Source organism: Candidatus Pantoea bituminis (assembly GCF_018842675.1).
GTDB lineage: Bacteria > Pseudomonadota > Gammaproteobacteria > Enterobacterales > Enterobacteriaceae > Pantoea > Pantoea phytostimulans.
Genome location: NZ_JAGTWO010000004.1, coordinates 2933115 through 2948894 on the forward strand (window position 1 = coordinate 2933115; position 15780 = coordinate 2948894).

At 52.8% G+C, this 15780-nt stretch carries 12 protein-coding genes and 1 pseudogene; 6 read left to right on the top strand and 7 right to left on the bottom strand.

All coding sequences use genetic code 11. The features are described 5' to 3' along the window. Positions 1–68 precede the first annotated feature (68 nt). The 3 genes from crl to gpt all read right to left on the bottom strand — a co-directional run bounded on the left by crl (position 69) and on the right by gpt (position 2356). Positions 69–470 (bottom strand): sigma factor-binding protein Crl, encoded by a 402-nt coding sequence (gene crl / locus KQP84_RS17685; protein ID WP_215847513.1) that lies wholly within the window; start codon positions 468–470, stop codon positions 69–71. 60 nt (positions 471–530) lie between these two features. Then, positions 531–1781, bottom strand: a complete 1251-nt coding sequence (frsA, locus tag KQP84_RS17690; RefSeq protein ID WP_215847514.1) for an esterase FrsA — start codon at positions 1779–1781, stop codon at positions 531–533. 116 nt (positions 1782–1897) lie between these two features. Beyond that, positions 1898–2356 carry a xanthine phosphoribosyltransferase gene (gene gpt / locus KQP84_RS17695; protein ID WP_215847515.1) on the bottom strand — a complete coding sequence of 153 codons (459 nt, stop codon included), beginning with the start codon at positions 2354–2356 and terminating at the stop codon, positions 1898–1900. Positions 2357–2612: 256 nt separating this feature from the next. Between gpt and pepD the strand changes: the two are divergent. The 4 genes and pseudogenes from pepD (at position 2613) to KQP84_RS17715 (ending at position 7956) form a co-directional block, all read left to right on the top strand. Further along, positions 2613–4069 (top strand): annotated as a pseudogene (pepD, locus tag KQP84_RS17700) (beta-Ala-His dipeptidase). A 259-nt stretch (positions 4070–4328) separates the two neighbouring features. Then, positions 4329–5834 (top strand): sugar ABC transporter ATP-binding protein, encoded by a 1506-nt coding sequence (locus KQP84_RS17705; protein ID WP_215847516.1) that lies wholly within the window; start codon positions 4329–4331, stop codon positions 5832–5834. After that, entirely contained in the window at positions 5831–6832 is a 1002-nt protein-coding gene (locus KQP84_RS17710; protein ID WP_215847517.1) for an ABC transporter permease, read from the top strand. Before KQP84_RS17705 ends, KQP84_RS17710 begins: the two co-directional genes overlap by 4 nt. Before the next feature lie 32 nt (positions 6833–6864). Further along, positions 6865–7956, top strand: a complete 1092-nt coding sequence (locus KQP84_RS17715) for a sugar ABC transporter substrate-binding protein (RefSeq protein WP_215848330.1) — start codon at positions 6865–6867, stop codon at positions 7954–7956. 439 nt (positions 7957–8395) lie between these two features. On the opposite strand, the gene dinB is transcribed toward KQP84_RS17715, so the two are convergent. Further along, the gene (gene dinB, locus KQP84_RS17720) at positions 8396–9451 is read right to left on the bottom strand and encodes a DNA polymerase IV (protein ID WP_215847518.1); all 1056 of its coding nucleotides are present in this window, start codon (positions 9449–9451) and stop codon (positions 8396–8398) included. 245 nt (positions 9452–9696) lie between these two features. Here dinB and dpaA point away from each other — a divergent pair, with 245 nt between their 5' ends. Then, a complete protein-coding gene (dpaA, locus tag KQP84_RS17725; protein ID WP_215847519.1) occupies positions 9697–10437 on the top strand; it encodes a peptidoglycan meso-diaminopimelic acid protein amidase in 741 nt (246 codons plus the stop codon). Here the strand turns inward: dpaA and KQP84_RS17730 are convergent. Both KQP84_RS17730 and lpcA read right to left on the bottom strand, forming a co-directional pair. Continuing rightward, entirely contained in the window at positions 10408–11175 is a 768-nt protein-coding gene (locus KQP84_RS17730) for a class II glutamine amidotransferase (protein WP_215847520.1), read from the bottom strand. The two genes, dpaA and KQP84_RS17730, sit on opposite strands and share 30 nt — an antisense overlap. 48 nt (positions 11176–11223) lie before the next feature. Next, on the bottom strand, positions 11224–11802 hold the full coding sequence (gene lpcA, locus KQP84_RS17735) for a D-sedoheptulose 7-phosphate isomerase (protein WP_215847521.1): 579 nt from the start codon (positions 11800–11802) through the stop codon (positions 11224–11226). Positions 11803–12055: 253 nt separating this feature from the next. On the opposite strand from lpcA, the gene fadE reads away from it, so the two are divergent. Next, a complete protein-coding gene (gene fadE / locus KQP84_RS17740) occupies positions 12056–14503 on the top strand; it encodes an acyl-CoA dehydrogenase FadE (RefSeq protein WP_215847522.1) in 2448 nt (815 codons plus the stop codon). 59 nt (positions 14504–14562) lie between these two features. Here the strand turns inward: fadE and mtnK are convergent, their stop codons facing one another. Further along, positions 14563–15762, bottom strand: coding sequence for an S-methyl-5-thioribose kinase (mtnK, locus tag KQP84_RS17745; RefSeq protein ID WP_215847523.1), 1200 nt, complete (start codon positions 15760–15762; stop codon positions 14563–14565). Positions 15763–15780: the final 18 nt, after the last annotated feature.

Here is a 15780-nt window from a genome sequence, read left to right on the forward strand (position 1 = left end):
GCGTAGTGTGAAAATGGCATAAAAAAAGGGCGAGCTGTTCAGCTCGCCCTTCTCGCATTCATCCCGCATCAGGCACTTAATTTCACGGGTTTCTCATCAAAACCGCTGGCCGGTTCCAGACCCAACTCGTGGTCTTTCAACATCGCTTTCAGGCGAGTGTGGAAATTACGCAAGGTTTCTTCCACTCGTTGTGTGTTTTCTTTGCCTTTAATCGTCGTCACAGACCAGTCACCTTCTTTATCGAACAGGCCGATATGATAGACATAGGTAAAGTGATCGGCATGGGCTTCTAATTCCATCCACCAGCCCCAAAATTCACGCAGTTCCGGTGCCGGTTTCACATTGACGCAGGCAGCCAGGCAGTCGAAAAAGAAACGCGTTTCTTCGCATTTTCCTTCGCGGATGTACGGTCCCAGCTCGGTAAAACGCTTAAGCAGGCGACTGCGGGGATGACCACTCGGTAACGTCATGCTAAATCTCCATTAGTTTTGACCGCTAGTAGTTGTAGCAAATACTGTAAATTTTGCCAGTTACCTTTTTAACCGCTTCTCCAGCCAGTCGCAAATTTCATTAAGCGCGCGATCAAAGCTGGCCATCATCGGCGTGACGGGAATCAACATCGCTTTTCCATCAGAAGATGAATTCGCGATCAATTTTGCCTCCTCTTCTGGGCTGAAGAGATCTTTTGACCAGTAACCTGCCAGCATTGGCGTCGGTGTGCGTCGGCCCAGTAAGCCTTGGGTTTTCAGCGAATAGCGGTTCAGTTCAGTGCGCAGCGCGCTATCAGATGTGGATGACATCCCCAGGCGACTGGCGAGCATATCCATGTACATGTCTGGTACTTCATTTTGCAGCGCCGGCTGCGTAAATAAACTGTGCACTATGGGCCCAAGACACGCTACCGCACGCAACCGCGATGCTTCGAGATACGCCAGCCGCACCGCCACATTGGCACCAAAGCGATATCCAAAAGCCGCTACGCGGGTATGATCAACCCAAGGCACGTTTTGCAGCTCGCGCAGCACTTGCTGGTGCAAAAAGCTGGTGTCCTGATTCAGCGTCCATTTCACCGAATACCCCACCGATGGCACATCAATGGTCAACATCGCAATGCCACGTGGGGCGAGATAATCATGAAACAGGCGGTAGTGATCGCTTTGCAGTGAATCCAGCGCACCACAAAACAGCACAGTCGGATACGGTGCCTGAACACCAGGCGGCATGTGCAGAAAGCCGTTCACCGGGCTGCCACCACTTATTGGAAATGTCAGCGCCTTCAGTTCACCGGGCAGCCGTTGCGTCGCTTCTTCGTAAGCGCGATTGGCCAGGACTTGGGCCTGATCGGCTAATTCATCACCCTTTATATAAGGATAGGCGGCAAGGCTATAGAGATGTGCAGCGTGCAGCCAGTGTTTACCCGCCAGCTGATCGTCATCCTCAGTTTCCTGCGCTTTTTGCTGCCACTGTGCAGCCTGTTTACACCACTCGTAATTCCAGTTGCCACTGCGATAGCCAATCACCGTATCCAGCAAGCTCTCATTCGTGTGCTCGACGTTGCTGATGGCGATACGCGCCAGCACTTCGCTGATCTCTTGCGGCGTCAGGCCGCGCCATGTCCACATCAGTTTATTGAGCATGCGATACCAGCCGCGCTGACTGTTACCATCAAGGGTGGAATGCACAGCACGCGTGGCGTGATGTTGACGGCGAACCAGTGAAGAGGTTTCGGGGTGTTTGAAGCGTGGCTTGAACAGCTCTTCGCTTAGATTTTTGCTCGGCATACAACTTTCTCCTGCGGTAAACGCGGCGATGGCTAAGTGTACTGCACGGCATAACAAGGTGCGAGGCGCAGAAAGCACAACGCCCGGAAAACCGGGCGTTGTTTGTGGTAAATCAATCAGCCTTTGACAATCGGCGGCACATAAACCACGCCCATGTCCCACGGCTGCTCAATCCAGGTATTTTGTGGGATGTCGACAATATAGTCGTCCACCAGTTCACGACCGGCAGGTTTAGCAAAGATGGTGCAGAAACGCGCTTTGGGATACATGTCGCGAATCGCCTGAGCGGTGCCGCCGGTATCAACCAAATCGTCAATGATGATAAAGCCTTCACCATCACCTTCAGCACGCTTCAGAACTTTCATTTCGCGCTGATGATCGTGGTCGTAGCTTGAAATACAGACGGTATCGACGTAGCGAATACCCAATTCACGCGCCAGCAGCGAAGCCGGTACCAGACCACCACGGCTGACCGCGATAATGCCTGTCCACTGTTCAACAGGAAGCAGGCGCTGAGCCAGTTTACGGGCATGAATCTGCAGCATGTCCCAGGTAACGACGTATTTTTCGCTCATAATAAATAGGTTCCCAGCCAACAGGATTGGCTTAAAAAATATGCAACGGGGAAAAGGTTGCGCGAGATTATAAGGATATGACGCGCTAAAAACCAGCACCCGCGCACTGGTTGCCGGTTTTTAGTGCGTCTGATTGCACACCCAACTATAAACAGTGATATTCTCGGGTCCATCTCGTCAGATTCTCTGACGGCGATCTTTCACTGGAAACTCGCGCCCTCTGGTACATCCGGCGCACTGACACAGGAGACTTGTCGTGTCTGAATTGTCTCAACTTTCGCCACAGCCGCTGTGGGATATTTTCGCTAAGATCTGCTCGATTCCGCACCCTTCTTTCCATGAGGAAGCACTCGCCTCCTACATCGTTGGCTGGGCTAAAGAACAAGGTTTCTGGTGTGAACGCGACGCAGTCGGCAACATCCTGATTCGCAAACCCGCCACCGCTGGGCTGGAAAATCGCAAGCCGGTCGCGCTGCAGGCGCACCTTGATATGGTGCCGCAGAAAAACAACGACACCGTTCACGACTTCACCAAAGATCCGATTCAACCCTATGTTGATGGCGAATGGGTGAAAGCGCGCGGTACCACGCTGGGTGCGGATAATGGCATTGGTATGGCATCAGCGCTGGCGGTATTGGCAGATAACACGCTGACTCACGGCCCGCTGGAAGTGCTGCTGACCATGACCGAAGAAACCGGCATGGATGGCGCATTTGGCCTGCAACCGAACTGGTTGCAAGCGGACATCCTGATCAACACCGACTCTGAAGAAGAGGGTGAGATCTACATGGGCTGCGCGGGGGTATTGATTTCATTACTACGCTGCCGCTGACGCGTGAAGCAGTTCCCGCAGATTTCGAAACCCTGAAAATGACGCTTAAGGGCCTGAAAGGCGGTCACTCCGGTGCCGACATTCACTTAGGTCTGGGCAATGCCAACAAACTGCTGGCGCGTTTTCTGGCTTCGCATGCGTCAGAGCTGGATGTGCGTCTGGTGGAATTCACCGGCGGCACCTTGCGTAACGCCATCCCACGTGAAGCTTTCGCCACGCTGGCCATTGAAAGCCACAAGGTTGATGCCTTGAAAGCGGCCGCTGCGCATTTTCTTTCTGCACTGCAGAACGAACATGGCGTAAAAGAGAAGAACATTGCATTGGTTACCGAGCCGCTGGCGCATCAAGGACAGGCGCTGACCGCTGACAGCCGTGATCGCTTCCTGAACTTGTTGAACAGCACACCAAACGGTGTGATTCGCAACTCTGACGTGGCCATTGGCGTGGTTGAAACCTCACTGAACATTGGTGTAGTGACGATGGACGCTGATAAAGCTGAAATCAACTGCCTGATCCGTTCATTGATCGATACCGGTCGCGATTACGTGGTGCAGATGCTGACCTCGCTTGGCAAATTGGCTGGTGCGCAGACGATGCCAAAAGGCGGCTATCCGGGCTGGCAGCCAGACGCAGATTCGCCGATCATGGCGCTGACCCGTCAAACCTACATTGCGCTGTTCGACAAGACGCCAAATATTCAGGTGATTCATGCAGGTCTGGAATGTGGTTTGTTCAAGAAGCCCTATCCAAACATGGATATGGTTTCTATTGGGCCAACCATCACCGGGCCGCACTCGCCAGACGAACAGGTTCATATCGAAAGCGTGGGCCTGTACTGGAAATTGCTGACAACCTTGTTGAATGTGATTCCAGAAAAGTAATTTCGTTACAAAATAATCAACCAGGCTACGACCTGGTTTTTTATGCCTGCGCGTCAGAAGCAGCATAAAACGCTGCGTTAATGCGACTCCCCACCTTAAATCACCAGCTTACAACGCCCAACCAGTTATAGCCGCCATTATGTCCAGATGTCTGGATGGCTAATAAGATTTTGTGCTAGCTTATGCGCTTTCGACTGTTGCTGCGCCTGATACTTCAGGAAAAAATGCGGCCAGTTATTTCTTATGGAGTCCTCCTTCAATGCGCGCGTTAAACCGCCTTGAGATGCGTAACATCTCCATCGCCTTCGGCGGATTCGCCGCGTTGACGCAGGTGGATTTTGTCAGTGAAGGCCATTCCGTTCATGCGCTGACGGGTGCCAACGGCGCAGGAAAATCGACGTTAATGGCGGTGTTGTCTGGCGCACATAGCCATTACAGTGGTGAAATTTTGCTGGATGGTCAGCCGGTGTCGATTCGCAGTCCGCGTGATGCCAAACAGCTCGGTATTCACTTGGTGCAACAGGAAGTTGATGTCGCGCTAGTGCCGCAGTTAAGCGTGGCGGAGAACATTCTGTTAGATCAGCTGGCGGAGCCGGGACACGCTTATCGCTGGGGTGAGATTCGTCGACGGGCTCGCGCCCTGCTCGCTCAGCTCGATGTGGCGATTGACGTCAATCGTCTGGTTGAACGCTGTTCGCTTGCTGAAAAGCAGCAGATTTTGCTGGCACGCGCGCTGTCGCATCACTGCCGTTTCCTGATTCTGGACGAACCTACCGCGCCATTGGATCAACACGAAAGCGAGCGTCTGTTCAATGTCGTGCGCCGCTTGCAGAGCAGTGGAATGGGTGTGGTGTTTATTTCCCACCGTATTCACGAATTGAAAGCGATTTGCGATCGCCTGACGGTGCTGCGCGATGGCTGCCTGATCGAAAGCGCTCCAATGGCAGCGCTGAGCGGTGAGCAAATCGTCGAAAAAATGTTGGGTCATCAACTCACCGATATATACCCAGCCCGGCGTGAACGCCAGCCCCAGCCCTTGTTGCTGGCAATTGAAGGTCTGCATGATGAGCAGTTGCTGCAAGACATTTCGCTACGCTTGCATAAAGGCGAGATTCTTGGCATTGCAGGCCTGGCGGGTGCGGGCAAAACCGAACTGTGCAAAGCGCTGTTTGGTGCCAGTAAAAGCCGCATCACGCGTGGTGAACTGCACGGCAAAGCCTGGAAACCAACATCGCCCTATGATTCCGTGTCGCAGCGTATGGCGCTGGTGCCGGAAGAGCGACGTAAAGAAGGGATTTTTATTGATGAATCCGTCGCGATGAATCTGAGCGTAAGCGCTGACAGTAGCTTTTCCCGCTGGAGCCTGTTTGGTCATCGTCAGGCGTGGCGTTGGGCAGAAGAGATTATTCGCCGCCTCAACGTGCGCACCACCGGCCCGGCGCAAACGCTGTGTCGCCTTTCAGGCGGCAACCAGCAAAAAGTGGCTATCGGTAAATGGCTGCGTAACAACGCAGACGTACTGATTTTTGATGAGCCGACCAAAGGTGTCGACATCAAAGCCAAAACCGAACTCTTTACCCTGATTGATGGCCTGGCGCGTGAAGGCAAAGGTGTTATCTACGCGTCGGGTGAATTTTCTGAACTGGTCGGCTTATGCGACCGAATTTGTGTACTTTGGGACGGACGCATCGTGGCAGAACTGGACGCGCGTGAGGTCACAGAAGAGACGCTTTTGCTTTATTCCACCGGAGGAACCCCAGCGTGAGCAGTAAAGAACTATCCCTGAATCCCGCGTCGCCTTCGCTGCGCCATCGCCTGTTCGATTTCCTCTATAAGTGGGGCATGTTACTGACGGTAGTGATCCTGATCGCCGCCTTTGGTCTGGCATCTGACAGCTTTCTCGATCCCAATAACATCATCAATATTTTGCGATCCATTGCGATCGTGACGGTGATTGCTGTTGGCGTATCGATCTCGCTGACCATTGGCGGCTTTGATCTTTCTGTTGGCGCAACGGCCTCACTGGCCAATGCGCTGGTCATCTCGCTGTTCGTTTGGTACGGCTTCAACACCACCGAAGCGATCGTCATCACCCTGGCGCTTTGTACGCTAGTGGGTCTGTTTAACGCTTTTCTGATCGTTATTCTGCGCATTCCAGACATGCTCGCCACACTGGCAACGCTGTTTGTGATTCAGGGCGTGGCGATGACTTACAGCTTTGGCGGCTCGATCACCGAGAACATGGTGTTGCCCAGCGGCGATATGGCGGAAGGCACCATTCCCGCGGCGTTTGGCCTGCTTGGCCAGGTTCCGACCATTGTGATCATCATGTTAGTGGTGACGGTCGTGGCACAGTTGGCGATGTCACTGACTAAGCATGGGCGACGCATGTACGCATTGGGCGGCAATCCTGAAGCGGCGCGCCTTTCCGGTATTCGCACCACGCGCTATCGCGTGCTGGCTTACGTTATTGCCTCGCTGCTGGCAGGACTGGGTGGCATTTTGCTGGCCTCACGTATCGGCTCATCCCAAGTCAATGCGGGTAGCGGCTATCTGATGGATGCCGTTGCGGCAGCATGGATTGGCCTTTCGCTGGCCGGTTCGGGTAAACCCAACGCCTTGGGCACGCTGGTCGGTGCGGTCATTCTGGGCGTATTGCAAAACGGTTTAGTGATGCTGTCGGTGCCCTATTACGCCATGGATATCATTAAAGGCTTAGTGCTGGCGTTAGCCTTGGCGATGACTTACATGCAGCGCCGCTGAGGCGCGCATTCTTACTGAATTAACGGGCCTAAATTTATCCTTTTGGAGTTAACAATAATGAAAAAATCACGCTCTCGCTGCTGGCTGTAAGCCTGCTGAATACCAGCGCTGTATTTGCCGCCACCGTGACGCCGGTTCCTGCTGTTATCGCTAATCACGACGGTCCGATCCGCATCGCAGTAATCCGTAACTTGGGTTCCGATGACAACACCACGCAGTTTGTGGCTGGCGCAATTCAGGAAGGTCGCAAGCTGGGCTTTAAGGTCAGTACCTTTCTGAGCAATGGCGATGATGCGCGTTTTCAGGATTTCGTTAATCAGGCGATCAGCCAAAAATATGACGGCATTATCCTGTCGCACGGTAAAGCGCCCTATGCCAACGGTTTGGTGAAGCGCATCGCTGATTCCGGCATCAAGCTTTCCGTCTTCGATACGCCGGTTGATTCGCCGATTAACGGCGTTACCGTGACAGCGCAGGATGATGCTTCTCTGGCACAGTTGTCGCTGGAGCAGGTAATCAAAGATTTCAACGGTAAAGCGAATATCGTTAAGCTTTGGGTGGCCGGATTCCCCGCAATGGAACGTCGTCAGGTGGTGTATGAAAAATTACTGAAAGCCAACCCGGGCATTCATCAGTTGGAATCGATTGGTGCGGTGTCTACGGACGTACAGGGCGATACCGCCAATAAAATCGGCGCTATTCTGGCGAAGTATCCAAAAGGTCAGATCGATGCCATTTGGGGCGCATGGGATGCTTTTAGTCAGGGCGCATACAAAGCGCTGCAGGAAAATGGTCGTACCGAGATCAAGCTGTACAGCATTGACGTCTCAAACCAGGATTTGCAGTTGATGCGTGAGAAAGGCAGCCCGTGGGTGCAAACGTTCGCGGTGGATCCAAAAACCATCGGTGCCGTGAATATGCGTCTGGTGGCGAAGAAGATTGCCGGTGAAGAAACGCCCGCGACTTACGAATTTAAAGCCGCTTCGATTTCTCAGCAGCAGCTCAACAGTCAGCAAGGTGCGGTTAACATGGCTTCGCTGAACAAAATCATTCCAGGCTGGGGCAGCAACGACGATTTCGTTGCACCGTGGTTTGCCACGCTGGAAGCGAAATATAAGAAGTAAGAAGTCGTTTGTCCCTCCCTGGTCTTATTGAGTCCGGGGTCGTTTGTCCCCCATCCCGGCCTTCCCCGTTTTGACGGGGGAAGGAGACGCTGCCACATGCAGCTTCAATACTCACATATAGCAGCATCTTCCTCCCCCATTTATGGGGGAGGACTGAGGTGGGGGCAAACGACCTCGCACCTGAGAGGACTGAGGTGGGGAAAACTATCTCATCTGCGCGCTGTCCCCCATCCCGGCCTTCCCCCGTTTTGACGCGGGAAGGAGACGCTGCCACATGCAGCCTCATCACTAACATATAGCAGCATCTTCCTCCCCCATTTATGGGGGAGGACTGAGGTGGGGGTCAAACGGCCTCGCACTTATGGGGACCAAGGTGGGGGATAAACGACGCCTAATCTAAAGAGATTAGGATAAGGGACAGCGCGCGCATTCCCCTAAACTACAAACCCAACAGCAACTGCCGTTCAAGCTGCGGATCCACCAGCGTGACGTGCAATCCCACCAGCCGAACGCCTCTTCCCGCCCGCCGCTCGTCCCAGGTTTTACGCGCCACCGCAATCATATCTTCCTTGTTCAGCACCGGCCAAATGTGTTCCTGCGTCGTCTGCTGGAAATCGTTAAATTTTAATTTAACGCCCTGACGAGCGATTAATTTATCGGGTCGGATCTGCGTCAAACGGCGATCCAGTTCCTCATAGAGATAATCGATGATTGTCAGGCAGGCTTCCCAACTCTCAATATCCTCCGCCAGCGTTCTTTCTACGCCCAGCGACTTGCGTTCACGCTCCACCACCACGCCACGTTCATCAATGCCGTTGCTGCGCTCCCAAAGAATGCGACCAAACTTACCGAACCGCTTTAACAGTTGCGCCAAATCTGCTTTCTGCACATCGCCGCACGTATGCAGGCCCATCTCTTCCAACTTCTTTGCGGACACCTTGCCCACACCGGGAATTTTTGCCAGCGGTAATGTCAATAAAAACCCCGCCATCTCTGGCGGTGTAATCACATATTGCCCGTCCGGCTTATTCAAATCGGAAGCAATCTTGGCAAGAAATTTAATCGGCGCAATGCCCGCAGACGCGGTTAACTGGGTTTCACGATAGATTGTGGCGCGGATATCTTTAGCGATCAGCGTAGCGGAGCCGTGACAGTGCAGGCTGTCGGTGACATCTAAATAGGCCTCATCCAGGGAAAGCGGTTCAATGAGCGGGGTATAACGCAAAAAGATGTCGCGAATTTGCGCAGATGCTTCTTTATAAGCAGCAAAGCGGCCCGGTAACAGGCGTAAATGAGGGCATAATTTCAGCGCCATTCCGGTAGGCATTGCGCTACGCACACCATATTTTCGGGCAGGATAGTTGGCGGTACTGATTACGCCACGGCGTTCACGGCTACCGCCAATAGCGATAGGGATATCGCGTAATGAGGGATCATCACGCATTTCAACCGCGGCATAAAAGCAGTCCATATCAACATGAATAATCTTGCGCATACCCTCCTCCAATACTGGATAAGTATACAGTCGGCAAAAGTAACTGCAATATTTGTTGAGCGAGGCATTAAAGTTTACAAATTTTTGGCCGTATTCCCTTTAGGAAACTGCCATTTTCCAGGACATAGTCTTGCTAAAAAAACAGACAATGTTAATGTTGCGCAGCGGTAGCGGAGTTTTCCGATAATGCAAGCAGAGACGCTGTTCGGCGTCATTGTTCTTCTTCACGTCAAGGTACACACAGCATGGGCAAAATCGCACTCCTGTTTGCGATGATTTTGATGCCAGCCCTCAGCATGGCAATGACACCTGAACCCGTTCAACAACTGGCGCCGGTGAATAAAGAATTAAAGAAACAGTTACTCGGCACGCCAGTTTATATCCAGATTTTCAAGGAAGAACGTACGTTAGAGTTGTACGGTAAAATCGGTAATGAATACCGTCTACTGGACACCTATCGCATCTGTAATTTTTCTGGCGGCCTCGGCCCGAAACGTCGTCAAGGCGATTTCAAAAGCCCGGAAGGATTTTATAACGTTAAGCTGAATCAGCTGAAGCCCGATAGCCGCTTCTATCGCGCTATTAACATTGGTTTTCCGAACCAATACGATCGCGATCAGGGCTACAACGGCAACTATTTGATGATCCACGGTGATTGCAAATCGATTGGCTGTTACGCCATGACCAACGCCTACATGGATGAAATTTTTAATTATGTGGATGCGGCGCTGCGCAATGGGCAACCAGAGGTGAGCATTAGCATCTATCCGTTCCGCATGACTGAAAGCAACATGCAGCGTCATCGTTACTCAACCTACGCCAATTTCTGGCGTGAGCTGCAACCGGGCTATGCGTATTTCGACAAATACCACCAGCCACCCACGGTTAACGTGACCAGCGGTAAATATGTCATGAACAACAGCCCGGTGATAACCAATCCCGAAGCTGCGTCCAAATCATTCCTGGCGCTCTCCAAGGCAGAATAATGCCCATTCACCTGGCACTATCCGGTGCCAGGTTTCATTTCCTGTCAACGGCTGCGTCGCTATCACCGTCACGATGTCATTGGCAGTAGTATGTTCTTGAAAATCAACCTCAACATCCTGATCAAGCAACTGCGCACGGCCAAACGGCGCACGGCGCGTGATCCAAAAGAGATTGGTGGAACAGAACGCCATTAAATAACGTCCGTCTGACAGCAACATATTGAACACGCCTTTCTGCCGCAGCTCGCTGGCTAATTCACCGATATAACGAAATACCGCGGGCCAGTTACCTGGTGTGCGCGGATATCGTGTCGCCAGCTTATGCAGAATCCAGCAAAAAGCCTTTTCGCTGTCAGTTTCACCCACCGGACGGAAAGTGCCGGTTTCCAGCTGACGATAACCTTTGAGTTGGCCGTTGTGAGCGTAGGTCCAGTTGCGTCCCCATAATTCACGTGTAAACGGATGGGTGTTTTCCAGCGATACCTGTCCGCGATTGGCCTGACGAATATGTGCCACCACCGAATGGGATTTGATGGGGTATTCCTGCACTAAGCGCGCAATGGGCGAGTTATAGCTGGGCAGCGGATCTTTAAACGTACGGCAGCCTTTATCCTCGTAAAACGTAATGCCCCAGCCATCTTTGTGTGGCCCGGTTCCACCGCCGCGCTGCACCAGACCGGTGAAGCTGAAACAGATATCCGTTGGTACATTGGCGCTCATCCCGAGCAATTCGCACATAGCAACCGCCTTAGTTAAACGCCTCCCGTCGAGCAGGAGGCAATGCTGTTACTTCACCATCTCTTTTTCAATCAGCAGCATCAGGATATGAATCACTTTTATGTGAATTTCCTGAATACGGTCAGCATAGCCAAAATGCGGCACACGGATTTCGATATCGGCTGTTCCCGCCATTTTTCCGCCATCTTTGCCGGTCAGCGTAATGACTTTCATGCCTTGTGCACGCGCGGCTTCAATCGCTTTAATGATATTGGCAGAGTTACCGGAAGTAGACAGGCCCAGCAGTACATCGCCAGAACGCCCCACGGCTTCAATGTAACGCGAGAACACATAGTCGTAACCAAAATCGTTGCTGACGCAGGAAAGATGGCTGACGTCAGAGATGGCAATCGCCGGATAACCAGGACGATTTTCGCGGTAGCGGCCCGTTAACTCTTCAGCGAAATGCATCGCATCGCAATGCGAGCCACCATTACCGCACGACAACACTTTTCCACCTGCTTTAAAACTGTCGGCCAGCATCACCGCAGCGCGTTGAATCGCATGGATATTGGCTTCATCGCTCAGAAAATTATTTAACGTATCGGCGGCTTCATTAAGTTCTGAACGAATAATGTCCTGGTACATAGGGATGTCCTTTAAAGGGAGGTTTATCGCAGCAAGTTTAACGGAATGGCCGGTCAGCGCAAAGCACCGCACCCTATCCGTCCCCCTTTCCACGCGAAAATTTGGCGGGACTTCTGCCCGGAAAAAACCGCGCGCAACGATTTTGTGAGGAAGGTCGTAACTGCGATGTAAACGAATTGCTAAATCAAACTAACTACTCTAAAGATCTACTCATAACAGGTCAGACCTCTTACTACTTTACAGGCGGTTCATTATGATGGTTGTTTCGATACTTGCGACGGTGGTGCTGATTAGCGCCTTGTTTTATCACCGCATTTCGCTGCGGTTGAGTAGCCTGATTCTGCTGCTGTGGACCGGCGCGCTGGCGGCGGCTCAGCTCTGGTCACCCTGGTTGCTGCTGCCGTTAGCCATTATCCTGCTGCCTTTCAATTTGCCCGCGTTGCGCCGTAATCTCTTTTCCAAACCGATGCTACAGCGTTTTCAGAAAGTGATGCCACCGATGTCGCGCACCGAGAAAGAGGCGATTGAGGCCGGTACAACTTGGTGGGAAGGCGATCTGTTTCAAGGCAAACCAGACTGGCAGAAGCTACACAACTATCCGCAGCCGCGTCTGACCGCCGACGAGCAAGCTTTTATCGATGGCCCGGTAGAAGAAGCTTGCCGCCTGGCAAATGATTTTCAGATCACCCATGAAATGGCCGATCTGCCGCCTGAACTCTGGGCGTATTTAAAACAGCATCGCTTCTTCGCTATGATCATTAAAAAAGAGTATGGCGGACTGGAATTCTCAGCGTATGCACAAGCGCGTGTGCTGCAAAAACTGGCTGGCGTGTCGGGCATTTTAGCCATTACCGTCGGCGTTCCGAACTCACTTGGCCCCGGTGAACTGCTGCAACATTACGGCACCGACAAACAGAAAGATCACTATTTACCGCGTCTGGCGCGTGGTGAAGAGATTCCTTGTTTTGCTCTGACCAGCCCGGAAGCGGGTTCTGACGCAGGCGCTATTCCCGATACCGGCGTGGTGTGCATGGGCGACTGGCAAGGGCAGCACGTTCTGGGTATGCGTCTGACCTGGAATAAGCGTTATATCACGCTGGCCCCCATTGCCACCGTGCTGGGGCTAGCATTTAAACTCAGCGATCCTGAAGGATTGCTGGGCGCAACCAAAGAACTCGGTATTACCTGTGCGTTGATCCCCACCCATACGCCAGGCGTTGAAATTGGCAATCGACACTTCCCGTTAAACGTCCCGTTTCAAAATGGTCCAACACGCGGCAAAGATATCTTCGTACCGATCGATTTTATTATCGGCGGCCCAGAAATGGCCGGACAAGGCTGGCGGATGCTGGTTGAATGCTTGTCGGTTGGGCGCGGTATTACATTGCCATCGAACTCTACCGGCAGTCTGAAAAGCGTGGCGCTGGCAACCGGTGCTTATGCGCATATTCGTCGCCAGTTCAAATTACCAATCGGTAAAATGGAAGGGATTGAAGAGCCGCTCGCGCGGATCGCCGGAAATGCTTATGTGATGGATGCAGCCGCGACGCTGATTACCACCGGTATTATGCAGGGCGAGAAACCGGCGGTGCTCTCTGCAATTGTCAAATATCACTGCACCCATCGCGGTCAGCACGCCATTATCGACGCCATGGATATTGCAGGCGGCAAAGGCATCATGCTCGGCAACAGCAATTTTCTCGCCCGTGCCTATCAGGGCGCGCCCATCGCGATTACGGTTGAAGGCGCGAATATTCTGACGCGCAGCATGATCATTTTTGGTCAGGGCGCGATTCGTTGCCATCCTTATGTTCTGCAAGAGATGGCAGCAGCAGCCAACAATGATGTCAGTGCTTTTGACAAGGCGTTGTTCAGCCACATAGGTCATGTCGGCAGTAACCACGTGCGCAGTTTGTGGTTGGGTTTAACCGGTGGCCGCACCAGCGCCACGCCAACGCGTGATGCAACGCGCCGCTATTATCAGCACCTGAACCGCATCAGCGCTAATCTCGCTTTGCTGTCAGATGTTTCGATGGCAGTGCTGGGCGGTAGTTTGAAACGTCGCGAACGCATTTCAGCCCGTTTAGGTGATGTGCTGAGCCAGCTCTATCTCGCCTCCGCAACGCTGAAACGTTATGACGATGAGGGCCGCAACGAAGCCGATCTGCCGCTGGTGCATTGGGGCGTACAGGATGCCTTGCATCAGGCGGAAGATGCCATGGATGATCTGCTGCGTAACTTCCCGAATCGCTTAGTTTCAGGCGTGCTCCGCCTGGTGATTTTTGCCGGCGGCAAACAGTGTCCAGCGCCTTCTGATCGTCTCGATCACCAGCTCGCAAGATTGCTGCAGCTGCCGTCAGCGACGCGCACTCGTTTAGGGCGCGGCCAATATCTGACGCCGAGTGAACATAATCCGGCAGGACAGCTGGAGCAAGCCTTGCAGGATGTGATGGCGGCGGAAGTGATTCACGATCGGCTGTGCAAACAGACTAAAAAGCATCTCTCTTTTACCCGGCTTGATGCGCTGGCAACGCAGGCGCTGGAACAGGGCTTAATTGATGTGCAAGAAGCTGAGGTGCTGAAACGCGCCGAAGCGAGTCGATTGCGCTCCATTAACGTTGATGAGTTTGCCGCAGATGCGTTGGCGGTGCCGGCTAAAGCGGCGGAGCAGAAACCGGGTCGTGCCAGCGAAGCCGCTTGATGATCGATGAATCATTCCCTAACAGGCCGACGCAATGTCGGCCTTTTTTATCCGCTTTTTCAGACAGCCTGGCGAATGCGGGCCAGCAGCGCTTCCACATCCTCAATATGATCGGCGGCCAGAATCAGCGTGCGGCCCAGCGTGATGGCGTTACGAATACACTCCGTGCGCATCGCCTCATCTTTAATGAGCTTCATATCCGCAACGTGAGACATGCCCACAGTACGACGAATCAGCTCGGTACCGCAGTAGCCAATCGTATCCGCCCATACTTTACGTAAAAACGCCTGCGCATAGCCTGGATATGCCATGGCAACATCGGTGGTTTTGGCTTCAGCCAGTTCAAGAAAGCGATGGGCGAAGGCAATCCAGACGTCGCGCACATCGCTTAAACGCTGTTCACGACCATCGGCGGCTTCGCGCGGCGCCAGCAGGCCTGGCAGACCACAGTAGTTGATCAGCAAATTACCCAACGCGGTGCCAACATCAAAGCCAATTGGACCGAAATAACCAAACTCAGCATCAATCGCTTTTAGGCTACCGTCAGCGACAAAAATCGATCCGCTGTGGATGTCACCATGCAGCAGCGCTTCAGCATTGGCAAAGAAACGATGCTTAAGGCCCGCCACCGCAATGCGTAACGCATCATCATGACGCAGGCTGGCAACCAGCGGCTCCAAAGCCTCCGGGTATTTATTGCGCTCATGATCGGTGTAGGGATCGTTGAAAAACAGATCCTCGGTGATTTCGCACATTTCCGGGTTAATAAAGCGGGCAACCTCCGCTTTTTTCTGGTGAGGATGCAAAATGAAATCAGAGGTGTGAAACAGGGTTTGCGCCAGATATTCACCCAGCTGACGCGATGCTTCCGGGTAATAAACGCCTTGTACCAGCTCGCCGCGCCAGATACGGTGACTGGAAAGGTCTTCCATCACCATCACGGCCAATTCTGCGTCGTAATGGGTAATCTGAACGGTATGCTGCGGGCAATGTTTATAGTGTTCAACCAGCGTTTGCGCTTCCAGACGGGCACGATCCAGCGTTAACGGCCAGGATTCTCCCACGCAACGTACGTAGGGCAGCGCTTGCTTAACCACCACGCGGCTTTTGCCTTGGTTATCATAAATCTTAAACACCAGATTAAGGTTACCATCACCAATCTCTTCCGCACTGACCAGCGTAGAAGGATCGTCCACTCCGCCAAATTGTTTGGCATATTCCACAGCGTCAGCAGCGGTGAAGGTACGGTATTGCAACATTGCCATTCCTTATAAACA